Source organism: Bacillus sp. ISL-46 (assembly GCF_018613205.1).
In genome coordinates this window covers 125,729-147,018 of the sequence record NZ_JAGGQR010000009.1, presented here as the reverse complement: position 1 = coordinate 147,018, position 21,290 = coordinate 125,729, and the positions used below count along the sequence as shown (strand labels likewise).

17 protein-coding genes are annotated in these 21,290 nt (G+C 39.2%); all 17 read right to left on the bottom strand.

Annotated elements, in window-relative coordinates:
• Window positions 1–16: 16 nt before the first annotated feature.
• Window positions 17–2,431 (bottom strand): nitrite reductase large subunit NirB, encoded by a 2,415-nt coding sequence (gene nirB / locus J7E67_RS03975; RefSeq protein ID WP_214711587.1) that lies wholly within the window; start codon window positions 2,429–2,431, stop codon window positions 17–19.
• A gap of 899 nt (window positions 2,432–3,330) precedes the next feature.
• Window positions 3,331–4,815 carry a glutamate synthase subunit beta gene (locus J7E67_RS03970; RefSeq protein ID WP_214711589.1) on the bottom strand — a complete coding sequence of 495 codons (1,485 nt, stop codon included), beginning with the start codon at window positions 4,813–4,815 and terminating at the stop codon, window positions 3,331–3,333.
• Between the two features lie 3 nt (window positions 4,816–4,818).
• Window positions 4,819–9,408, bottom strand: coding sequence for a glutamate synthase large subunit (gene gltB / locus J7E67_RS03965; protein ID WP_214711591.1), 4,590 nt, complete (start codon window positions 9,406–9,408; stop codon window positions 4,819–4,821).
• Window positions 9,409–9,875: 467 nt separating this feature from the next.
• Entirely contained in the window at window positions 9,876–10,556 is a 681-nt protein-coding gene (locus J7E67_RS03960; protein ID WP_214731048.1) for a FusB/FusC family EF-G-binding protein, read from the bottom strand.
• A 99-nt stretch (window positions 10,557–10,655) separates the two neighbouring features.
• Window positions 10,656–10,925 carry a CD3324 family protein gene (locus tag J7E67_RS03955; protein ID WP_214711595.1) on the bottom strand — a complete coding sequence of 90 codons (270 nt, stop codon included), beginning with the start codon at window positions 10,923–10,925 and terminating at the stop codon, window positions 10,656–10,658.
• 308 nt (window positions 10,926–11,233) lie between these two features.
• Window positions 11,234–12,013, bottom strand: coding sequence for a fumarylacetoacetate hydrolase family protein (locus tag J7E67_RS03950; RefSeq protein WP_214711597.1), 780 nt, complete (start codon window positions 12,011–12,013; stop codon window positions 11,234–11,236).
• Between the two features lie 236 nt (window positions 12,014–12,249).
• Window positions 12,250–12,585, bottom strand: coding sequence for a DUF1904 family protein (locus J7E67_RS03945; RefSeq protein WP_214711600.1), 336 nt, complete (start codon window positions 12,583–12,585; stop codon window positions 12,250–12,252).
• Between the two features lie 57 nt (window positions 12,586–12,642).
• Window positions 12,643–13,728, bottom strand: coding sequence for an NAD(P)/FAD-dependent oxidoreductase (locus tag J7E67_RS03940; RefSeq protein ID WP_214711602.1), 1,086 nt, complete (start codon window positions 13,726–13,728; stop codon window positions 12,643–12,645).
• On the bottom strand, window positions 13,729–14,067 hold the full coding sequence (locus tag J7E67_RS03935; protein WP_308161344.1) for a (2Fe-2S)-binding protein: 339 nt from the start codon (window positions 14,065–14,067) through the stop codon (window positions 13,729–13,731).
• Window positions 14,068–14,092: 25 nt separating this feature from the next.
• Complete coding sequence (locus J7E67_RS03930) at window positions 14,093–15,181, bottom strand: NAD(P)/FAD-dependent oxidoreductase (RefSeq protein WP_214711606.1); 1,089 nt, start codon at window positions 15,179–15,181, stop codon at window positions 14,093–14,095.
• Window positions 15,171–15,494 (bottom strand): (2Fe-2S)-binding protein, encoded by a 324-nt coding sequence (locus J7E67_RS03925; RefSeq protein WP_168243807.1) that lies wholly within the window; start codon window positions 15,492–15,494, stop codon window positions 15,171–15,173. The genes J7E67_RS03930 and J7E67_RS03925 overlap by 11 nt, the downstream gene beginning before the upstream one ends.
• 12 nt (window positions 15,495–15,506) lie before the next feature.
• Window positions 15,507–16,310 carry an ABC transporter permease gene (locus J7E67_RS03920; protein ID WP_214731047.1) on the bottom strand — a complete coding sequence of 268 codons (804 nt, stop codon included), beginning with the start codon at window positions 16,308–16,310 and terminating at the stop codon, window positions 15,507–15,509.
• Entirely contained in the window at window positions 16,307–17,227 is a 921-nt protein-coding gene (locus tag J7E67_RS03915) for an ABC transporter permease (RefSeq protein ID WP_214731046.1), read from the bottom strand. Before J7E67_RS03915 ends, J7E67_RS03920 begins: the two co-directional genes overlap by 4 nt.
• 14 nt (window positions 17,228–17,241) lie before the next feature.
• Window positions 17,242–18,300, bottom strand: coding sequence for an ABC transporter ATP-binding protein (locus J7E67_RS03910; RefSeq protein WP_214711610.1), 1,059 nt, complete (start codon window positions 18,298–18,300; stop codon window positions 17,242–17,244).
• A 15-nt stretch (window positions 18,301–18,315) separates the two neighbouring features.
• On the bottom strand, window positions 18,316–19,401 hold the full coding sequence (locus tag J7E67_RS03905) for an ABC transporter substrate-binding protein (RefSeq protein ID WP_251026552.1): 1,086 nt from the start codon (window positions 19,399–19,401) through the stop codon (window positions 18,316–18,318).
• 187 nt (window positions 19,402–19,588) lie between these two features.
• Window positions 19,589–20,305, bottom strand: coding sequence for a GntR family transcriptional regulator (locus J7E67_RS03900; protein WP_214711614.1), 717 nt, complete (start codon window positions 20,303–20,305; stop codon window positions 19,589–19,591).
• Window positions 20,306–20,637: 332 nt separating this feature from the next.
• Entirely contained in the window at window positions 20,638–20,907 is a 270-nt protein-coding gene (locus J7E67_RS03895) for a hypothetical protein (protein ID WP_214711616.1), read from the bottom strand.
• Window positions 20,908–21,290 lie beyond the last annotated feature (383 nt).

Below are 21,290 nucleotides of genomic sequence, written 5' to 3'. Positions count from 1 at the left end.
TTGGCATTTAAAAAAATTAAGACATTCCCACGGTTTCAAACAGTTCCTTCGTTGTCTTTTCATTCTCAATAATCTCTTTCCAAGGATCTCTATATACAGACAATGTTTCATCCATACGTGAGTTTAACTCCTTGCGCTTGTTTTCATCATCAAGTACTTCTTTGACATGTTTTAAGTCAACTCGTTCAATCCAAGCGGATGTACGTTCTAAATAATTTGCCGTTTCACGATAATATTGAAGATAAGCACCTGTAATTTCCATTGCTTCATCATCTGTTTTTACTTTGTAAAGTAAATCTCCTCCACGTACGTGAGTACCGCCGTTTCCGCCAACATAGATTTCCCAGCCGCCATCAATACCGATAAAACCAATATCTTTAAAACCAGATTCAGCACAGCTTCTAGGGCATGCTGAGACAGCCATTTTTACTTTATGAGGAGTTTGCAATCCTTCAAATTTCTTTTCAAGGCGAATGCCTAATCCCATGGAATCCTGTGTTCCAAAGCGGCAGAATTGCTCACCAACACATGTTTTAACGGTACGAAGTGATTTACCATAGGCATATCCTGAATTCATATCTAAATCTTCCCATACCTTCGGCAAATCATCTTTTTTCACACCAAAAAGGTCGATACGCTGTCCGCCTGTTACTTTTACTAATGGAATCTCATATTTATCAACGACATCAGCAATCCGGCGCAGATCGTTTGCATTTGTCACTCCACCATACATTCTAGGTACAACGGAATACGTTCCATCCTTTTGAATATTGGCATGCATACGCTCATTGACAAAACGTGATTCTCTTTCATCTTGATATTCTGTTGGATGGACCATCCCTAAATAGTAGTTAAGGGCAGGGCGGCATTTTGAACAGCCTTCTTCCGTTTCCCATTCAAGAACATTCATCACTTCTTTAACATGTGTTAAGCCTTTTACTTTAATGGCTTCGACTACTTCGTCTCTTGATAAGGTTGTACAGCCACAAATCGCTTCTTTTTGTGCAGATGCATTAAATTCGGATCCCAGAGTAAGCTGAAGGACATCCGCAACCAATGGTTTACATCCTCCACAAGAGCGAGATGCACTTGTACAAGCCTTTATCCCATCTACGGTCGTACAGCCTTGTTCTAAAATGGCCTGAACAATGGTCCCTTTTGAGACGCCATTACATCCACAAATGATTTCATCTGCAGACATACTGGCGACTAAACTTTCTCCAGCCTGTTGACCCACAGGCTGCAGAATCGATATTTTAGCTGTATCCGAAATGTCTGCCTGTTTATTAATCATCGAAAACAGCCGGTTCCCTTCGCTGCTGTCACCGAATAATACAGCTCCAACAATTTGATTGCCGCGAAGGACGATTTTCTTATAGATCCCATCCTGTTCATCAAAGACCTTTAATGCTTTTTTATCTTCGCCTTCTATAAAATCGCCTGCTGAAAATACTTCGACACCTGACACCTTCAATTGAGTGGACAAAATCGAACCTTTATAAGGCTCTGTATCTACACCGCAAATATGTTTAGCCAACACTTTTCCTTGTTCATACAATGGGGCGACAAGCCCGTATGGAATACCGTTATGTTCAGCACACTCCCCCACTGCATAAATATGAGGAATATCCGTTTGTAAATAATCATTGACTACAATTCCTCTATTAACGGTAACACCCATTTCTTTTGCAAGAGCAATGTTTGGCTTAATTCCTACTGACATGACGACTAAATCTGCCTCAATTTGTGTACCATCTTTAAAGGTAACACCCTCTACGCGCTCTCCACCAATGATCGCTTCCGTATTCTTATCTAATAAAAATTTCATCCCTTGATTCTCTAATTCCTCTTTCAATAGATTAGCGGCGGTTGGATCCAGCTGACGCTCCATTAAGTAGGATGGGAGATGAATAACAGACACATCCATCCCTAAATTCAATAATCCTCTTGCTGCTTCTAATCCTAGCAATCCTCCGCCAATGACGGCAGCCTTTTTGTATTTTTTTGAAGCTTCAACCATTTCGTCCGTATCTTTAATATCCCGGAAAGTTGTCACTCCTTTTTTATCTGCTCCTGGTATAGGAAGGATAAATGGCAAGGACCCGGTAGCTAATATTATTTCATCATATGGCTCGGTTCGGCCTGAATCAGTGGTTACTATTTTTTGAAGGGGATCTACCTTTATAACTGTTTCTCCCGTATATAAAGTAATCGAATTTTCTTTATACCAATCCCAATCATTTAAGGTAATGTCCCTTACCTCCGTGTCTCCTTGCAATACCTTTGATAAAAGAATTCGATTGTAGTTCGGATAAGGTTCTTTTCCGATAATAGTAATTTCAAAATGCTCTTTTGAGATTTTCAAGATCTCCTCAATTGTTTTTACACCTGCCATTCCATTACCAACGAGCACCAACTTCTTTTTCTTCATGTAAAATCCCCCTCAAAGTTTCGGTAAAATGAAAAATCAGTGAACTTCATTGAAAGTTACTGAAATAATCAATTTTTGAATTGCGCAAAAATAATAAAAAATTCTATTTTTTCAACCTGTGTCAGATTTTATCACATGAAAATGTTAAATAAAATACTTAATTTCTAAATTTTTTTACTGCTCTCACATTACAAACATGTTGCAACCGCTTTATCAATTGATTTAAAAAGGTTTTAAAAAAATAAAAAAATTTTAAAAAATAAATTGATTTATCTCTTCCTGATCCAAGAAAAGAAACCTTTAGCCAAGTTCCCTTAAAGTCTTGCAGGAGGGTCTACTGCCCGTGAATACGGGATAAATTAAGAAATTATCACTCAAAAAGCCTAAATCATAAGAATTTAGGCTTCCGCTTTATTAATTTTCAAATAATAGAATTTAAAACTTTAGAAGGTCTTTGTTTATCTCAGATTACTCGGAACATTAATAATGTCATATTATATAACATGTAAAATACCATGTTAGAATTCCTTACATAAAACACGAAATAATGTTTGTGTAGTGTTATTATCAAAATAGAAAAACAAACGGGCGTTGCAAAATAAGGAGGAAGCATTATGAAAAAGCATAAAAATATGAATCTATTTTCTTTCTTAATTCTGATTGGGAGAGTAATGTTTTCGAAAAAATTCAATATCGGTTGGTCGTAGTTTAACCTTTAAGTAAAAAGAACAATGATTAAACTGTAAACATACATAGATGTTTACTTTAGAACGAAAAGGATTGAGCCCTGTACAATACAGAGTTCAATCCTCAGTAGTTGCTTAAAATAAATGTTATTGTTTATTACCCTTCCGTGGCTACTGTTATCAGACATTTTATTCCTAATTTGATGGATTGTTCTAAGGTAAATTAGTTTCACCCATTAAATATCTGTCACATTCCCTTGCAGCCTCTCTACCTTCATTTATGGCCCAGACAATTAGACTTTGGCCTCGACGCATATCACCCGCTGCATAAACTCCTTCGATATTTGTTTTATATTTTCCATACTCAGCCTTTACATTGGTTCGTTCATCTGTTTCGACATGCATTTTTTGAAGGAAGCTTGGCTCTGGACCACTAAATCCGATCGCCAGTAAGACTAACTGAGCAGGCCAGATTTTTTCTGAACCTGGAATTTCTTTTCGAATTCGCTGACCATTTTCATCGGTTGTCGTTTCAACGTTAATGGTGTGAACCTCTTTGACATGACCGTTTTCATCGCCTACAAACTTTTTCGTCATCACGGCATAGGCGCGGGGATCCTCTCCAAAGACAGCTGCTGCTTCTTTTTGACCATATTCAACCCGATGAATGACCGGCCATTGCGGCCATGGATTATCATCAACCCGAACTTCACCCTTTTTCTGATAAATATCAAACTGTGTTAAGCTTTTGCATTTATGTCTGAGAGCAGTAGCCAAACAATCTACACCTGTATCCCCGCCGCCAATGACAACCACATCTTTATCTTTTGCGGATATATAATGACCGTTCTCAAGGTTAGAATCTAATAAACTTTTTGTATTTGCATGAAGAAAATCCATAGCGTAATGGATTCCTTTTAACTCTCTCCCTTCTACGTTTATATCTCGTTGCTTTGTTGCACCACCACAAAGAACGATCGCATCAAATTCTGATTGTAAAGCAGCGATTGAGTAATCCCTGCCCACTTCTGTATTTGTCATAAACGTAATACCCTCTGCTTTAAGCAGATTGACTCTTCTCTCCACAACAGAATAAGGAAGCTTCATTTCAGGTATCCCATACGTTAAAAGGCCCCCAATACGATCATGACGTTCAAAAATAGTAACATGGTGCCCTGCTTTATTAAGTTGGGCAGCACAAGCCAAACCTGCTGGACCAGAGCCAACAACTGCCACCTTTTTATCCGTTCGGGTTTCTGGTGGCTCCGGTTTCACCCACCCTTCCTTAAAGCCTTTACTAACAATTTCTAACTCGATTGACCGGATGGCAACCGGTGGTTCATTAATTCCAAGTACGCAAGCTCCTTCGCACGGAGCCGGGCAAGCCAATCCTGTAAATTCAGGAAAGTTATTCATTTTATGTTCTCGTTTTAGGGCTTCTTCCCATTGGCCTTGAAGAACTAAATCATTCCACTCCGGGATTAAGTGATGGACGGGACAACCAGAAGTCATCCCGTTTATGATCGTGCCTGTATGACAAGTGGGAATCCCACAATCCATGCAACGAGCACCTTGTTGTTTTAATTCATTTTCTTCAAGAGGTAACGTATAAATGTCCCAATCATCCGTTCGTGTTACAGGGTCACGTTCGGGCCTTGATTGACGTTCGTAATCCATAAAACCAGTTGGTTTTCCCATCGTTCACCCTCCATCTTTCATCGAATTCACAGCTTTTTTGCTTTCTTCAAATGCCAGGAGTGCTGCTTGAGGTTCACTCAACCCGCCTTCTCGCAAGGTTCTAATTCGCTCTTGCATCTCTAAATAATCTTTCGGAATAACTCGTACAAATTTCTTACTCATATCTTCCCAGCTATTTAACACTCTCTTACCATATGGACTATGTGTATAATGAACATGGTTTTCGATTAATTGATAGACTGTTTGGAGTTCTGTCTCATCTTGGATCGAATCAAGATACACTTGTTCTTGATTACATTTCACTCGGAAATCCTTTGTTACATCTAATACATAGGCAACTCCACCTGACATACCAGCTGCGAAGTTTTTTCCGGTGGTTCCTAATACAATGACTTTTCCACCTGTCATGTATTCACAACCATGGTCACCAACACCTTCTACAACCACATTTGCACCACTGTTCCTCACACAAAAGCGCTCTCCAGCAATTCCACTAATATAGGCTTCGCCTGCAGTTGCCCCGTAAAATGAAACGTTTCCGACGATGATATTGTTTTCCCAGATAAAAGTAGCCTTTCGTGAAGGGCGAACAATAATTTTTCCCCCTGATAATCCCTTTCCGATAAAATCATTGGCATCTCCAACTAGTCTCATGGTTAATCCAGGTGGAATAAATGCACCAAAGCTTTGACCGGCAGAGCCTGTAAAAGTTAGGCGAATGGTATCCTCAGGCAACCCCTTGGCACCATACCGTTTCGTAATTTCACTGCCTAACATGGTTCCTGCAACTCGGTTAATGTTCCGAATCGATAAAGTCGCCTCTATTGGTTCTTGTTTTTCAAGCGCTTCTTTACATAACGGGATTAATTCTTGCTTATCTAATGTTTTATCGAGTCCGTGAACCTGTTCAACCGTTGCATAACGACTAACATGTTTAGGTACTTCAGGCTGATAGAGAAGGGCCGATAAGTCAATCCCTTTGGTTTTCCAATGGGTAATGGCTTTATTCGTCTCTAAAACATCTGTCCTTCCGATCATTTCATTTATGGTCCGGAACCCAAGTTCTGCCATGAGTTCCCTCACTTCCATAGCAATGAATCTCATAAAATTAGCAACATGCTCAGGTTCACCAGTAAACTTTTTTCGTAACTCCGGGTTTTGAGTGGCAACCCCTACTGGACATGTATCAAGATGACAAACACGCATTAAAATACATCCAAGTACGACTAACGGTGCGGTTGAAAATCCATATTCCTCCGCACCAAGTAAGGAAGCAATCACAACATCCCGGCCTGTCATCATTTTCCCATCTGTTTCCACAACGATCCGGTCACGCAAACGATTTAAGAGCAATGTTTGATGTGTCTCTGCCAGCCCAATTTCCCATGGTAACCCAGCATGTTTCAAGCTTGTCCTTGGTGCCGCTCCAGTTCCGCCGTCATATCCGCTAATAAGAACAAGATCTGCTCTCCCTTTAGCAACACCAGCAGCAATGGTTCCTACACCAACTTCTGATACAAGCTTGACACTCACTCTTGCAGAAGGATTTGCATTTTTTAAGTTATGGATTAATTCAGCTAAATCTTCTATGGAATAAATATCATGGTGCGGCGGTGGTGAAATCAAATCTACACCTGGTGTAGAACCTCTAACCTCTGCAATCCATGGATAAACTTTTTTCCCCGGAAGATGCCCCCCTTCTCCTGGTTTAGCACCTTGGGCCACTTTAATTTGGATCTCATCGGCGTTTACTAGATAATGACTATTCACTCCGAAGCGACCAGAAGCAACTTGTTTAATCGCACTACGACGCAAATCGCCATTTGGATCAGGTGTAAATCTGTTAGGGTCTTCTCCCCCTTCTCCAGAGTTACTTTTGGCACCAATTTTGTTCATTGCAATGGCAAGCGCTTCGTGGGCTTCACTACTTATCGAGCCGTATGACATCGCTCCCGTTTTAAACCGTTTACAAATTTCTTCAATGGACTCCACTTCTTCAATCGGTATCGCTTCTCGTTTTTTAAACGATAGCATGCCTCGAATCGATTGAAGATTATGCTTCGGATCTGTCAGTAAGGATGAATATTCTTTAAATAGCTTGTAATTATTTGTTCGGCAAGCTTGTTGTAACAGGTGAATCGTCCGAGGATTGTATTGATGATCTTCCCCGTCGTGGCGCCACTGAAAATCATCACCTGTTTCCAATGTCCTCTCCTCACCTCTTGACTCATCAAAGGCTCTTTTATGCCTCATCATCACTTCTTCGGCAATAATATCTAACCCTATACCGCCTATTCGCGTGGCAGTTCGAGTAAAGTATTTATCAATAACGTCCTTGTCAATTCCGATTGCCTCAAAGATTTGTGCACCACGATAACTTTGAATGGTCGAAATCCCCATTTTCGATAGCACTTTAACGATTCCATCTGTCGATGCCTTTATGTAAACATCAATAGCATCCTCAACCTGCATTTCACGTATATCATCCATTTCAATCAAACCTCGCAGTGACTCAAATGCTAAATACGGATTAATGGCTTCTGCCCCAAAGCCAAGTAATGCTGCGAAATGATGGACCTCTCTAGGTTCTGCTGATTCAATGATGATACTTACCTTAGAACGTGTCCCTTTTCGGATCAGGTGATGATGCAAGCCAGAAACGGCGAGTAAGGCCGGTAAAGCTGCATATTCGGCATTGACTCCGCGATCAGATAAAACGAGTAAGGAAGCCCCATTGTCAATAGCATTGTCAGCCTTTGAAAATAAATCGTCTAAAATCTGTTCAAAATTAGGAGCTTTAACAGAAAAATTTATAGATAGCGTTTCGCACTTAAAACTAGATTTATACAGCTTGCCTAGCTGACTATTCGTCAAAATCGGGGTTTGAATTTGAATTTGTTTACAGCTCTCAGGCTCAGGTTTGATAAGGTTTCTTTCTGGTCCAATTGTTGTGACAACTGAAGTAATAATTTCCTCTCGAATCGCATCAATTGGTGGATTTGTTACTTGCGCAAACAGCTGTTTGAAATAGTTATAAAGCAGCTGTGGTTTTTTAGATAAGACCGCAAGCGGCGAATCATACCCCATAGAACCAACAGGATCTTTCCCGTCCGTTACCATAGGCTTCAATACTTTATTTAACTCTTCGTTTGTATACCCAAAGGCAAGTTGTTGTTTCATTCGGTCATCCATAGTAAAAACTTTTTTATGATTGCTCGTTTCAGGCAGGTCATCTATACGAACTAGATGCTTAGCTAACCAATCTTTATATGGTTGTTCAGACGTGATTTCCGCTTTTATTTCTTCATCTGGAATAATTTTGCCCTTTTCTAAATCAACAAGAAGCATTTTTCCAGGGTGAAGTCTGCCTTTATATTCAATATCATCAACAAAAATATCTAAGGCACCTACTTCAGACCCCAAAACAATCATCCCGTCTTTTGTTACATAATACCGGGCAGGCCGCAGCCCATTTCGGTCAAGACATGCTCCTATTTGTTTCCCATCTGTAAATACAATGGCCGCAGGCCCATCCCATGGTTCCATTAAACAGCTATGAAATTCATAGAATGCTTTCTTTTCATCATCCATGGTGACGTCATTTGCCCATGGCTCAGGAATCATCATCATGGCCGTATGAGCTAGTGAACGTCCAGAAAGATGGAGAAATTCAAAACAATTATCAAACATCGATGAATCGCTGCCATCTGTATCAATGACCGGAAATAGCTTTTGATAATCGTTATCACGAAACAATTCAGATTCACAGAGGGCTTCTCTAGCCTGCATCCATTTAACGTTTCCTTTAATGGTATTAAATTCTCCATTATGGATGGTAAATCGATTTGGATGGGACCTTTCCCAACTTGGAAATGTATTGGTACTAAATCGCGAATGAACAAGGGCTAATGCCGACTTAAAGTCTCGGTGATTCAAATCAATATAAAAGGAATCGAGTTGTTCTGGAATTAGCATGCCTTTATACACAATGGTTCTTGATGATAAACTACAAACGTATAAACCTTCTTGATGTTCAAGATCAGAAGGGGAAACTTCGTTTTCTAATCGTTTTCGGATCACATATAATTTTCTTTCGAAATCACTTCTATCTTTAAGGTCGCCAGAAGGAGCTATAAACATTTGACGAATAAACGGTTTTGATTTTTTGGCAAGGTCACCGACATAAGAATCATTAACTGGTACGGTCCTCCAGCCTAGAAAAGTCTGTCCTTCCTCTTCAATGACTTTTTTAACTAATTTTTGGACCCTTTTTCTAATCTCTGGGTCTTGCGGTAAAAAGACCATACCAATCCCATACCTCCCTGCTTCAGGGAGTTCAATATTTTCTTTTTCACATTGTTTCTCAAAAAAAGAATGTGGAATTTGGGTCAGAATACCAGCGCCATCTCCAGTGCTAATGTCTGCAGATTGTCCGCCCCTGTGTTCTAAATTACATAAAATCGTTATCGCATGTTCCACGATGTCGTGTGACTTTTTTCCATTTATATTAGCGACCATTCCGATTCCACAAGCTTCATGTTCATATTCAGGCAGATATAAACCTTGTGCACTCGGATACCCAAGCTTTTTCATGACAACATCCCTTCTAAAAAAAATAGACCTATGATATCTTCTGAAGCCAGTGCAACTACTTCCATTCAAATAATGTACTTAGATATCCCCATCAATATTGAAATAATGATGGTAACGTTAATACCTTTCACATAAAAATAGTGTATACTTTTCATTTCCATTTAATTCTATCTCCAATAAAATTCGTGCCTGTCAAAACCCAAGTTATTCGTAATTCGTATTCAATGTGCTCTTTAGGATTCAAAAAAAAACCCTCGCAGATTAAATTTACGAAGGTTTTGAGATACACCGTAATATTCTGATAGACAAAAGAATACCGGATACGTAAGCAATGATTCTAGCAATGATAAAATATATATTGGGTGCAAACGCGCATTTTACAGAAGCTATTAAGTACAAGCTAAGAAAGATAATAGTTCCGCTGCACAATGAAATCTTTATGTTCACATAGTACATATAAATTAGTATTAATAAGTAGGTTCGACAAAATCCCTTGTTTTTTCTCCCAACGATTCTTGAAGGAAAGTTGTTAAGTAATCGACATTGGTAATTTTCTTGTTACATTCTGTGCTATCAAAGCAAATATAGTTTCCTATCGCTTTATAGTAATCAGGATTTTTAGGCTTTTTTGCTTTAGTAACAGTGGAGATATAGGCAACCTGGCCAAATCGATTACAGAAGGAACAGATATTATGCTTACTAAGCAATGTATATTTGCATTCAATCCCAACCATCTTCTCATCTAATTCAAACACAATTAACTTCTTATTTGTGCTGATATCCACCCAGCTTAAATACGTAAGTTGATGTAGATTCATTTTGTCTAAATCAGGAAGCTTAAATTTTTTATTTTTGGGAAACATCTTTTTCATTTGTGCTTCAGAGATTTTTGGAAATGGTAACAGATACTCCTGAAGCTGCTTAATGTATTTGTCATATTCTTGGTCGGTTTTAAGTGCAGAAAGATCTAACATTTCCTTTTGCTCATTCGTTGCATTAGGAAATAGTTCTATTATTTTCATGTTCGCTAGATCCTTTACGGCCTGGATTACATTTGGGGCAGCATTCTTTTTGTAGCTATCTTTAATCAGTGCTACCTGTTTAAGAATAAAATTAAAGTCAGCGTTCTTTATGTACTTTTCGGTCATACGTTCACCCTCCTTACATTTATTTTAAATAATAACGCTGGATGGGAAAATGTAAAATTTAACTTAGAAATGTTCAATACATAAAAAAGCACGGACGAATCATCCGTGCTTTGAATACACTATTTTTTTGATTGTTTCTATTGAAAGGAAATATTCATCCGCTAAATCCTGAATACTTGTACCGCTAATAAAGGCGCTTTTTATATTGGAATTGCGCTGATCAAGGAGCTTTCTTCCACCGCTAAGGGTACCCCATTTTCGATAAGTCATTTCCGGCTTAGGGATATAAATAGTTTCCCCCTGTACATATTTTTGTATTTCTCTAATAAGATTCTCAGGTAAAATGTTGCTTGCATTTACATATTTCATGACTGCCAGCCCCTTATTATTAATTGATTAAATAAGGTGCAAAGCCAAGAGATGAAATAGGCGATAAGTATTTAATTTAGTTTTGCCCCATGCAAAGTATCGCCTTTTCCATATTAGGCTTTGCATGAGTGGCAGAAGTACCAGACAATCTCGAAGGATTCTCCAACGTTAAGCACCCCCTTCTTGACACCATTATAACAAATTCCATCTGGGTGATGAATATTACTTTTATTAATTAATTGTTAGACCTGCCTCGGATTGGAGTAACTTAATGCCCATAAATGAACATATTCACTTATTTAGTATGATTAAGATTTAACTTGCTCTTTTGCCAATACAAATGAATTGCTTAATGTCCCAATCTCTTTAATTTTACATTCAATTGTATCTCCAGCACCGACAAACTCTGCTCCAACCGGACTGCCAGTCAGGATGACATCCCCCGGCTGAAGTGTCATCACTTTTGTCAGATAGGATACCATTCTTCGGATAGGAATAATCATTAGCTCGGTTGCACTATTTTGCTTCTCCACACCATTCAGTCTTGCTTCCACCTTCACAGCAAATGGATTTAATTCTGTCTCAATAACTGGCCCTAGTGGTGTGAAGGTATCAAAGGACTTACCAATGGTCCAATGCCCGTCCTGATGAAAAAATTGAGGAGCTGTTACATCGTTTCCAACCGTGTATCCGAACACGTAATCCAACACTTCTGATTCAGGAACATTTTTAGCTTCCTTACCAATGACAATGGCTAACTCTGATTCGAACTTCACCTTTTCGATCCCTTCCGGAATGACGATATCTTCCTCAGGCCCAATAACGGAGGATATTGGTTTAAAGAAGAATACCGGAATTTTTGGAAGCTCTGAAGGTCGGTCTTCAAATTTAGAAACATAGTTTGCTCCAATTCCAATAATTTGGTTTGGCTTTATAGGCGCCAGCAGTGTCACATCAGTTACAGAAAATATTTGTCCTGTATACTCCCAATTATCGCCAAAAATATCTCCATTAATTTCTTGTATCGTGTTTTCAGACATCACACCTGTGTAAACGGACGAACCTTTAGTAAATCTAGTAAATTTCATTGCGATACTCCCTCTCAAACAGTGTATTCTAGTTCAATCTTCTTTCGAGCCACTTCCGTTTTGATGGCAGCTTCACCGGTTCCGTCAAGGAACCCGGTGTTAATGTTTTAAAAAAATAGCATGATTATTCAATTGATTTCATTAATTTTATAAAAATGGCGTGCCTAAACTGATATTAGTTTAGGAACGCCATTTTTTTACTAAAAGTTATTTCTAATAAATAAAAATCTTTTATGTCACGATGAGGCAAAACTCTTTCCGTTCAGATAATAAGCGGACTCCTGAAATGTGCTGAAAGCGACTTCTACTTCTGGAAATTCGAGTGCTTGAATATGTTTGGTTACAATGCTGGCAAATTGATCTTGAATTTCCTGACCGCGATTGAACCATTTTACTTCAATTAATGGGTAACCCGGCACTTCATTGCCATCAAATACATAGGTAGAATGGACAATTTCTAAGGTAAAATTGTCCGTTCCACATGCACATAAATCCGCCAAATCTTGTACTAATGAAGTACTAACCGTTTTTACCTGATCCACTGAAACTCCTCTAATGATTAAATGTGGCATACAAATCTCTCCTATAAGGGTTTGCTGAATTTTTATTATATAAATTATGACACTAATTTATCTAAGGGCCAAATCAAATCTGCTGATGGAATAGCGATCAATTGGGATTGAAGTTTCCCCATCCAGAATTAACTCTGTCATAAGAGTCCCTATTAGCGGCGATAGAGTTACCCCGCTATGCGTAGCTGCCACATAAAGGTTTTCAATACCCGGGATATTCCCCAGAATGGGAAAACCATCTTCCGGCATGGCTCGAATTCCTGAAAAAGCGCGAACAACCTTTGCTTTTTTTAATTGCGGAACATAGTGAACAGCCATATTAGCCGTTTCTTGAATGACATCCAATGTGGTTGCTCTGTTAAATCCTTCTTCTTCCATTGAATAACCGATTAATACCTCGCCATTAAAGGCCTGTCTTAACCCGCTGATGGTATAATGTAAAAATGGTTTTAGGGGTTCGGTAACAAGAATCTGTCCTCTTAACTGGTTGACCGGAATGTTGATATCTACTAATTTTCCTAATTCTCTTGACCAGGTGCCGCCAGCAAGAATAAGATTCTTACAAACGAACGTTCCCTTTTGTGAGACAACAATGAATTTCCCAGGAAGCTTTTGAATTTCCGTTACTTTATTATAAGTAGAGTATTGAACTCCATTTTTCTGGGCCGCCCTCATATACATATCGACTAACCGAAAAGGATTTACGTTGCCATCAATGGAACTATACGTAGCGCCTGCAACCTCCGGATTGAGCGATGGTTCCTTTTCTAAGGCCTCCTCACGGGATAAAACCTTAATTTTGATGCCAATTTTTTTGTAGGCCTCCGCAAGCCGTAACGCTTTTTTACGATCGTCTTCATTAAAAAATGGGGAAAGTCCGCCAGTCCGTTTATATTCTACATCCCCAATTTTTTTTGATAAATAAGGATAAAGTTCGGCACTGTACATATTAAACTCTGCATACCAAGACGGTGTTTTATTATGAACCCATACCCACGCTTGTGTGGAACCTGAAGTTCCCGACAAAGGGAATTTTTGATCCAGTACCAGAATTCCTTCCTTTTTTCGTTCCGAAAGGTGATAAGCGATGCTGCTTCCGACGACCCCTCCCCCGATAATGATCGTTTCATAACTAGTTTCCATTTATCTCACCTTCCCATCCTCTAGCTCCACCTCATCTAAAACAGATTTCACCGTAGAAAATGAGGTACTATTCGTTGCTAGGGTTTCAAGCTTAATTGGACTTAACGGCATCCTCATACGCGGCAGTGGAATCTCATGGATAGATATGCCTGTTTTCTCATGAATTATAGTGGCCACCAGGCTATTGCATATTTTTGACTGGCATGGTCCCATGCCGCAGCGTGTCATTCTTTTAATATCATCAAATCTCTTGGCGCCATTCGAAATGACTTCCTCGATTTCTTCGTAACTGATTTCTTCACATCGACAAATAATCGTGGTTTTATCCAATTTATTCACCTTCTAGTCTCTTAATCTCTTCGATCTAAGAGATAAATTGGTCCTTAAGGACGGGATGTTCAAAGTTTTCAACATGCTGCATTCTTGCTTTCCATGCATCTGGATGAAGCTTCGTCTCAAGAATTTCGAGTTCTCTCCATAGAGACATGGTCTCGATATCGGCCTCTTGCTTACTGATAGCTCCCAGGGATTCAGAAACATTAACCCCGGCGATCATACCTGTTGTTAGTAAAACTCCCTGAGAACTGACCCCGGCAGCGTTCCCCGCTAAAAAAACATCTTCCCGGTCTGTTTGTAAAGATTTGTTGTATTGCGGGATCCAGCCTCCTAGTTCTATTTGATAACTGAATGAACAGCCAAGCTGGTAAAAAACATCGAGAATAGGCGACCGGCCGCCATCTATACATACGACATCAACACTTACGGTAAGAATCTGTTCTCCGTGCTCGATATCAATTTCCTCTACCTTACCAATTCCCCTGGCTTCCTTGATGGAGGAATTTACATAAACTGGAATACCTTTTTTTCGAACCTCTTCCCCTTTTTCTGCATCCCGTGCCGTTAAGCTTGGAGTTTTTTCAATTATCCCCTTAATCTGTACACCTAGCTCAGAAAGCTGGAGCGCAACATCCATCGCAAAGTCACTGGATCCTAAAATAACGGCATGTTTACCAGGTATCACAAAATCCCGATTTATTAGGGTTTGGACTGCACCTATGGTCATGACTCCCGGAAGCGTCCATTTCGGAAAAGCAAGGGCATTTTCAGCCGCACCCGTAGCCACGATGATTTTTTTCGCTTTAAGAGGAAATACATTGACCTCATCCGAAAGACCAACACTTCCATCCTTGTAAAAGCCAATCACACGATGACCTAGCAAACAACGAATTGAGTTGTCTTCTAATTGTTTCGTTAAAAGTCCAGCCAGCTCAAACCCGCGCATAGGCTGATAGGAAGAAGGCAGCGAATGAAGGACCTGGGTCTGTTGAATCAATTGTCCGCCCATTGAAAGAGATTCTTCTACTATGGTTACATCTAAGCCTCTTGATGCTGTTTCCAAAGCAGCGGTAAGACCTGCGGGACCAGCACCAATAATTAGAACATCAGTCTCCACGGCATTCACTCCTTACTTCTGGATCTCCATCATTCGGATAAATCTTCATGCCTTCTTCGACCTTCGTCATGCAGGTTCGTACATGATCCTCTCCATTTACGGTCATATAGCAGCTGCAGCATCTGCCCCGCGAGCAAAACAAGCCTCTTGGCTGGATTAAATTCCTGCTCTGCCCTAATTTTTTTATATCATTGGCTAACAATGCTGCAGCGACGGATTGGTGTTCATAAGCTTTATACGGTTCATCATTAAAGTAGATTGTTACTTGTTTTTGAAGCTGTTCCCCTAATACGGGATGATGTTTAATGTGCATAAAAACACCTTCTTATGAATTTTTCGACTCAAATACTTTTCCTACGCCTAATACTCTTTCGATAACGACCATTAATACGACTGTTAAAAGAATCATGATACTAGAAACAGATGTGATGATAGGATCATACTGATATTGCATATAGGTATAAATTCGCACTGGCAGCGTAACCACATCGGTACTGACAATAAATAGGGCAACGGTTAAGTCGTCGAAAGAGGTAATGAAGGCAAAAATAGTTCCTGCTATTACACCCGATTTAATGATAGGAAGAGTAATTTGAAAAAATACCCTGAGGCTTCCCGCCCCTAGATTCATGGCCGCTTGTTCAATCGTGCGGTCGAAGCCTACTAAACTGGCAACAACCAGGCGCATGACAAAGGGGATGGTTAAGATTATATGACCAATAATTAAAGCTGCCGGGCTCGCGGCCAAACCAATCCAGGAATAAAACTGCAAAAGAGCCACCCCAAATACAACGGAAGGGATCAAGAGAGGTGAACCAACTAATTGCATGATGGCTGTTTTTCCTCTAAATTGGTATCTGACAACAGCAATAGAAGCCATCGTTCCGATAATCGTTGAAAGGATTGCCGTACCAAATGCTACGCTAATACTGAGCATGAAGGACTGCATAAATTCAGGATGATTGATTAATTCGACATACCACCTTAATGTGATCCCTTTGGGAGGAAACACGATAAACTCGGTAGTTGTCAAGGAAGACAATAAAACAACGACAATCGGGGCAGCCAAAAAGATGTAGACGAGCAGACAAAAGAAATTTAAGCCGAATTTTGGTAATGCCTTCCTCATTGAATGGCCACCCCTTTTTTGGAACTAGTTAGCAATTTGCTATAAATAATGATGGTAATAGTGGCAATAAAGATTAATAGGAACCCAATAGCCGACCCATAAGGCCAATTCAGCATGATACCAACCTGTTCATATGTAAGGAATGACATCACTTTTACCTGAGGCCCCCCTAGAATCGCAGGAGTAACAAAGGAACTCACGCCTAAACTAAAAACCATAACGGAACCAGCAAATATTCCAGGCAGCGTTAAAGGCAAGATGACGGAAAAGAAGGTTCGAATCGAGCTGGCACCTAAATTTTGTGAAGCTCGGATTACAGAAGGGTCGATTCTATCAAGCGAACCCATAATACTTAACACCATATAAGGAAATAACACGTGCACCATTCCTATGACCACGCTAAACTCCGTATAGAGCAAGGTTAATGGTTTATCAATCAACCCAAAATTCATTAACGTATGATTGACCACTCCATTATTGGACAACAAAATGACCCAGCCATAACAACGGATTACCATGCTGATTAACAGGGGTGACAGAACTAAAAGGGTTAAATAATTCTTAATCCTTCCCTTTGCTTTTGTAATTTGATAGGCTACTGGGAACGAAATAACAATCGCAGCCAGTGTAGTAATCAGCGCTATTTTGACCGTCCGCCATACAACCCCAAGATAGAATTTATCTGTAATAAATTTAATATAATTCTGTAGCGTCCAGTCATTGCCAATCCCGCTTGCTGCGTCAAAAGTCTTAAAGCTTGTGATAAAAAGGAAGAACAACGGAAGCAAAAAGAAGAAAATAAAAATACCGAGGGTCGGAAGTAATAAAAGCAAATAATCAAGCTTTTTTTTCGTTAAATGCTTTTTTTTCTCCCTGAATAGCAGTTCCTGTTCCTGATACGCTGTTTCAGCCTGCATTGGATAGAGTCACCTCACTTTTTGGTAGCTAATAAATCCTCTGGATTCCATTTAATACATACATGTTTCCCCTCTTGAACCAGATCAGGATTTAACGCAACATTGGAAATATCAGCAATGAATTGTTTCTCCTTGTTTACTAAAATGTACCGGGTTTTCGCACCCAAAAACATTTTCCTTTCCACGCTAACCTGAAGACCATCACTATTTTCTATCGAAATTTGTATTTTTTCAGGCCTAATATAAAAGTCAATCACAGAATCCTTCGGCTGGTGAACCGATAGAACCTGCTCATAGCCGTCCAAAGACACTACACATTGATTATCACTTAGTGCCTCGAGCACCTGACCTTGAATCTGGTTTACTTCGCCAATAAACCTAGAGACGAAATCAGTCTGAGGGTGGTTGTAAATGGCCACTGGAGTATCGACCTGTTCAATTCTGCCTTCATACATAACCGCTATTCTGTCTGAAATCGCAAGTGCCTCTTCCTGATCATGGGTTACAAAAATGGTGGTAATCCCAACCTTTTTTTGAATTTCCACGATTTCTTCACGCATTTCTTGACGGAGTTTGGCATCCAGATTGCTTAATGGTTCATCAAGAAGCAAAACTTTCGGCTTGATCACGAGTGCTCTTGCTAGTGAAACACGCTGCTGCTGACCACCGGACAGCTCCTTTGGATAGCGTTTTTCATAGCCTGCCAGCCGGACCATCTCAAGCGCTTCTGTAACACGGGTATGAATCTCGCTTTTACTAACCTTGCGAAGCTTTAAACCATAGGCAACATTATCAAATACGGTCATGTGGGGAAAGAGAGCATAGTTTTGAAAAACCATGCCCATTTCTCTTTTATTAGGAGGAAGCAGGTGAACAGGCTTCCCATCCACCACGATTCTTCCGCCGTCTACATCTAGAAACCCAGCAATCATATTTAAGGTAGTTGTTTTTCCGCAGCCTGATGGCCCAAGGAAAGAAACAAGCTCTCCCTGCTTGATTTCAAGGTTCATCTTTTTTACAACTTCTGTTTTATTAAAGGTTTTTACTACGTTTTCAAGGCATAAATAGCTCATCATTTCACCCCTTCATTAGTGGGTCACTTCAATTTCTTTATTTGCTCTCTCTGTCCATTCAGCTCTCTTTGTATTGACATACTCCCAATCTACTTTAACAAGCTTTGCAATTTCATCTTCACCGTAAACGATCTTCTTGGTAATATCCCCATCTAGTTTCACGTTTTTATTGACAGGACCGTCAAATAAAGCGTTTGCAAATTCCACTTGGGTATCTTCACTTAACATAAAATTAACAAACTTTTGGGCCAGCTCTTCATTTGGAGCGCCTTTTACCACACTAACCGTTGCCATAAGTGCAGGGGCACCCTCCTCTGGAATCACATACTCAATTGGGAATCCTGTATCTTGCAGAGTGTACACGCGGCTGCTTCCCCACGCACTTGCAACTGTTTGACCTTGTAAGAAGTAGTTAGAAACATCAGCGGTTTTATCAAATGTCACTGCGTTTTTAGCAATTTCCTTCATTTTTTCAAATCCAGGTTCAATATCCTGCGCGCTTCCGCCGTTTGCTATAGCTGACATGAGAAGCATATGCACTCCGTACGTATTGGCAATGGATGGCAGAACTAATTTTTCTTTAAACTTAGGATCTGCTAAGTCATTCCAGGATTTAACCGGCTCCCAGCCATTTTGTTTAAAGGTATCTTTGTTATAAGCTAATCCCGTCGTAATAATCCCAAAACCAACTCCGATCTTGTCCTTATCTTTGGCAATATCATAGACATCTTTCAGGTTTGTCACAATACTCTCATCTAATGGTGCTAGTAAACCAAAAGCTTTTGCCTGAGCCTGCGGTCCATCATCCATGAAAGCGACATCGATTTGCGGCTTATCCTTTTGTGCCTGAAGTTTTGACAGTGTATCAACAGAACTTCCGGTAATATACTTCACTTTCACACCGTATTCCCTTTCAAACTTTGGAATAAGTGTCTCTTTCATCTTTTTTTCATAGCTTCCACCGTAGGCAGCAAATACTAATGTTTTTCCGCCTTCACCTGCTGATTTTTCAGACGAATTGCCCGTTTGGCTGCTGCACGCAGAAATAATACCCAGAACAAGAATAATTAATAGAGCTAACGACACTTTTCTTTTTTTCATCATTACTCCTCCTCAAATATAGATATCTATCATATGCGGCAATACTTTAGCTACTCGACTTTCCTCCCTTTCCTTTTAAATTATTTTAGTAATCATTGATGTAATTTTTTAAATTTTCAGATAAGCGCTTTCAAAAAAATATAATATTATAATCTATTAAGTTATAATATTATACATTTATTCTTATCTAAAAATGAATCTCAGTATAATAGGTAACTTGATCATGGCGTACATAAAATTTCGAGTATTCAATTACCTTTTCCTGCTTGGTATACGTAAACCTCTCCCATTCAAACACAGGCGTACCTGGTTCAACCTGAAGCCATTCTGCCATTTCACCTAAAGCAATATACGGCTTAATTAATAGCCTAGCCCTTCCTAACAAAATATGAAACTTATTTCTCAGAATATTGTAGATAAGTTCATTATTTATATCATTTGGCGTCAGGCCAGGACATTGAACATAGGGCAGATACGAGTACTCAAGTGCAACTGGAACATCATTCTCAATTTTTAAACGCTTGATCTTAATGATTTTTGCTTCAGGCTGCAATTCTAGTTTTTCTGCCACCTCGTTTTCCGCATTTTCAATCGAAAAACCGAGTAATTCATGCGGATGTTCCTCTTCTTCTGTTGTTAAGGAGAAGAACGCATTAATATCTTGTTCATTAGTGGAACCCGCTACAAAAGTACCTTTCCCTCTTTGCCGGTAAAGATACCCTTTGTTTACCAATTCAATGACCGCCCGTTTGACCGTAATGGTACTCACATCAAACAGATCAGCTAATTCCTGTTCAGTTGGCAGCTGATAACCTATATCCCACTGCTTGGATTTAATTTTTTCCTCTAATACCAGTTCCACTTGACGATAGAGAGGAACATGATTATGTTTATCTATTTTCATAAAATCACACCTAATTTATAATATTATAACTTTATAACCTTACACTATATTTACTATTAATACATAATTTACCGTGATTTCCCTCCGTTGTCAATATTTTTTGAATATTTTGTACATTAAAATTTTAATTATGAATGGTTTCCCCGCTCATTATTTTACGAACTTCTGACATCGCGGTGTTTTATTTTTAGGAGATGACAAATGGCCTCCATCGTTTGATGATTAGCAGAGAGGTAAATCTCGTGTTTGCTTGATTGCGGCTTAATTTTGCGCATCTGATCTCCTCTTATAACAAACCCAAATATTTTAAGATGATTTTGAAAATACTTGGATCAGTTAAGTTTCCCCTGAAATTGGTCATATTTTTTCATCTCATCGATTGTCTCTTCTATTTCCCTGATAAAATGATCAAATAGTTGAGGATTCTCTGATTCATTAAAGTTTTGTTTATCGATGGAATTAAGTAAAGCAATTATCCCTTTAAACTTTAAATCATCAAAAAATGGGATTCGGCTTTCCCCGATAATTTCCCCTTTCACTTCAAGCTTCCCTTTGCCATTCTCCAACTTAAATGTGACTTTTTGCGTATTTTCAATATCCAATTATGGTCACTCCAATAAAATATAAGTTTATTTCCTATTTATAAATATTATAGTGCCATAAAGATATTAACTGGATTCAAAAATAGGAACAATAAAAATCTAGGATAGTCAAACTTTGTACTTTTTCTCTCTTCGAAGAAATTAGTTGCCTTCACGATGACCAGCTCTGGAACTTCTAACAATTTTCACACATCGACTTCCGTTTTTTCCTTGGATATGATTCAATTAAAATATATGCCATTATTTTCATCTCCTTGGTCGGAAATAGTATTTAGAGGTTTTGTGATAGTTACGATATTTTTACGATTTATGATGAAAAAGGTGGCCTTTTTTAAATTTGACCTTTTTGAGTGTACTAAAATACCCGTATTTTTGGAGCCTCA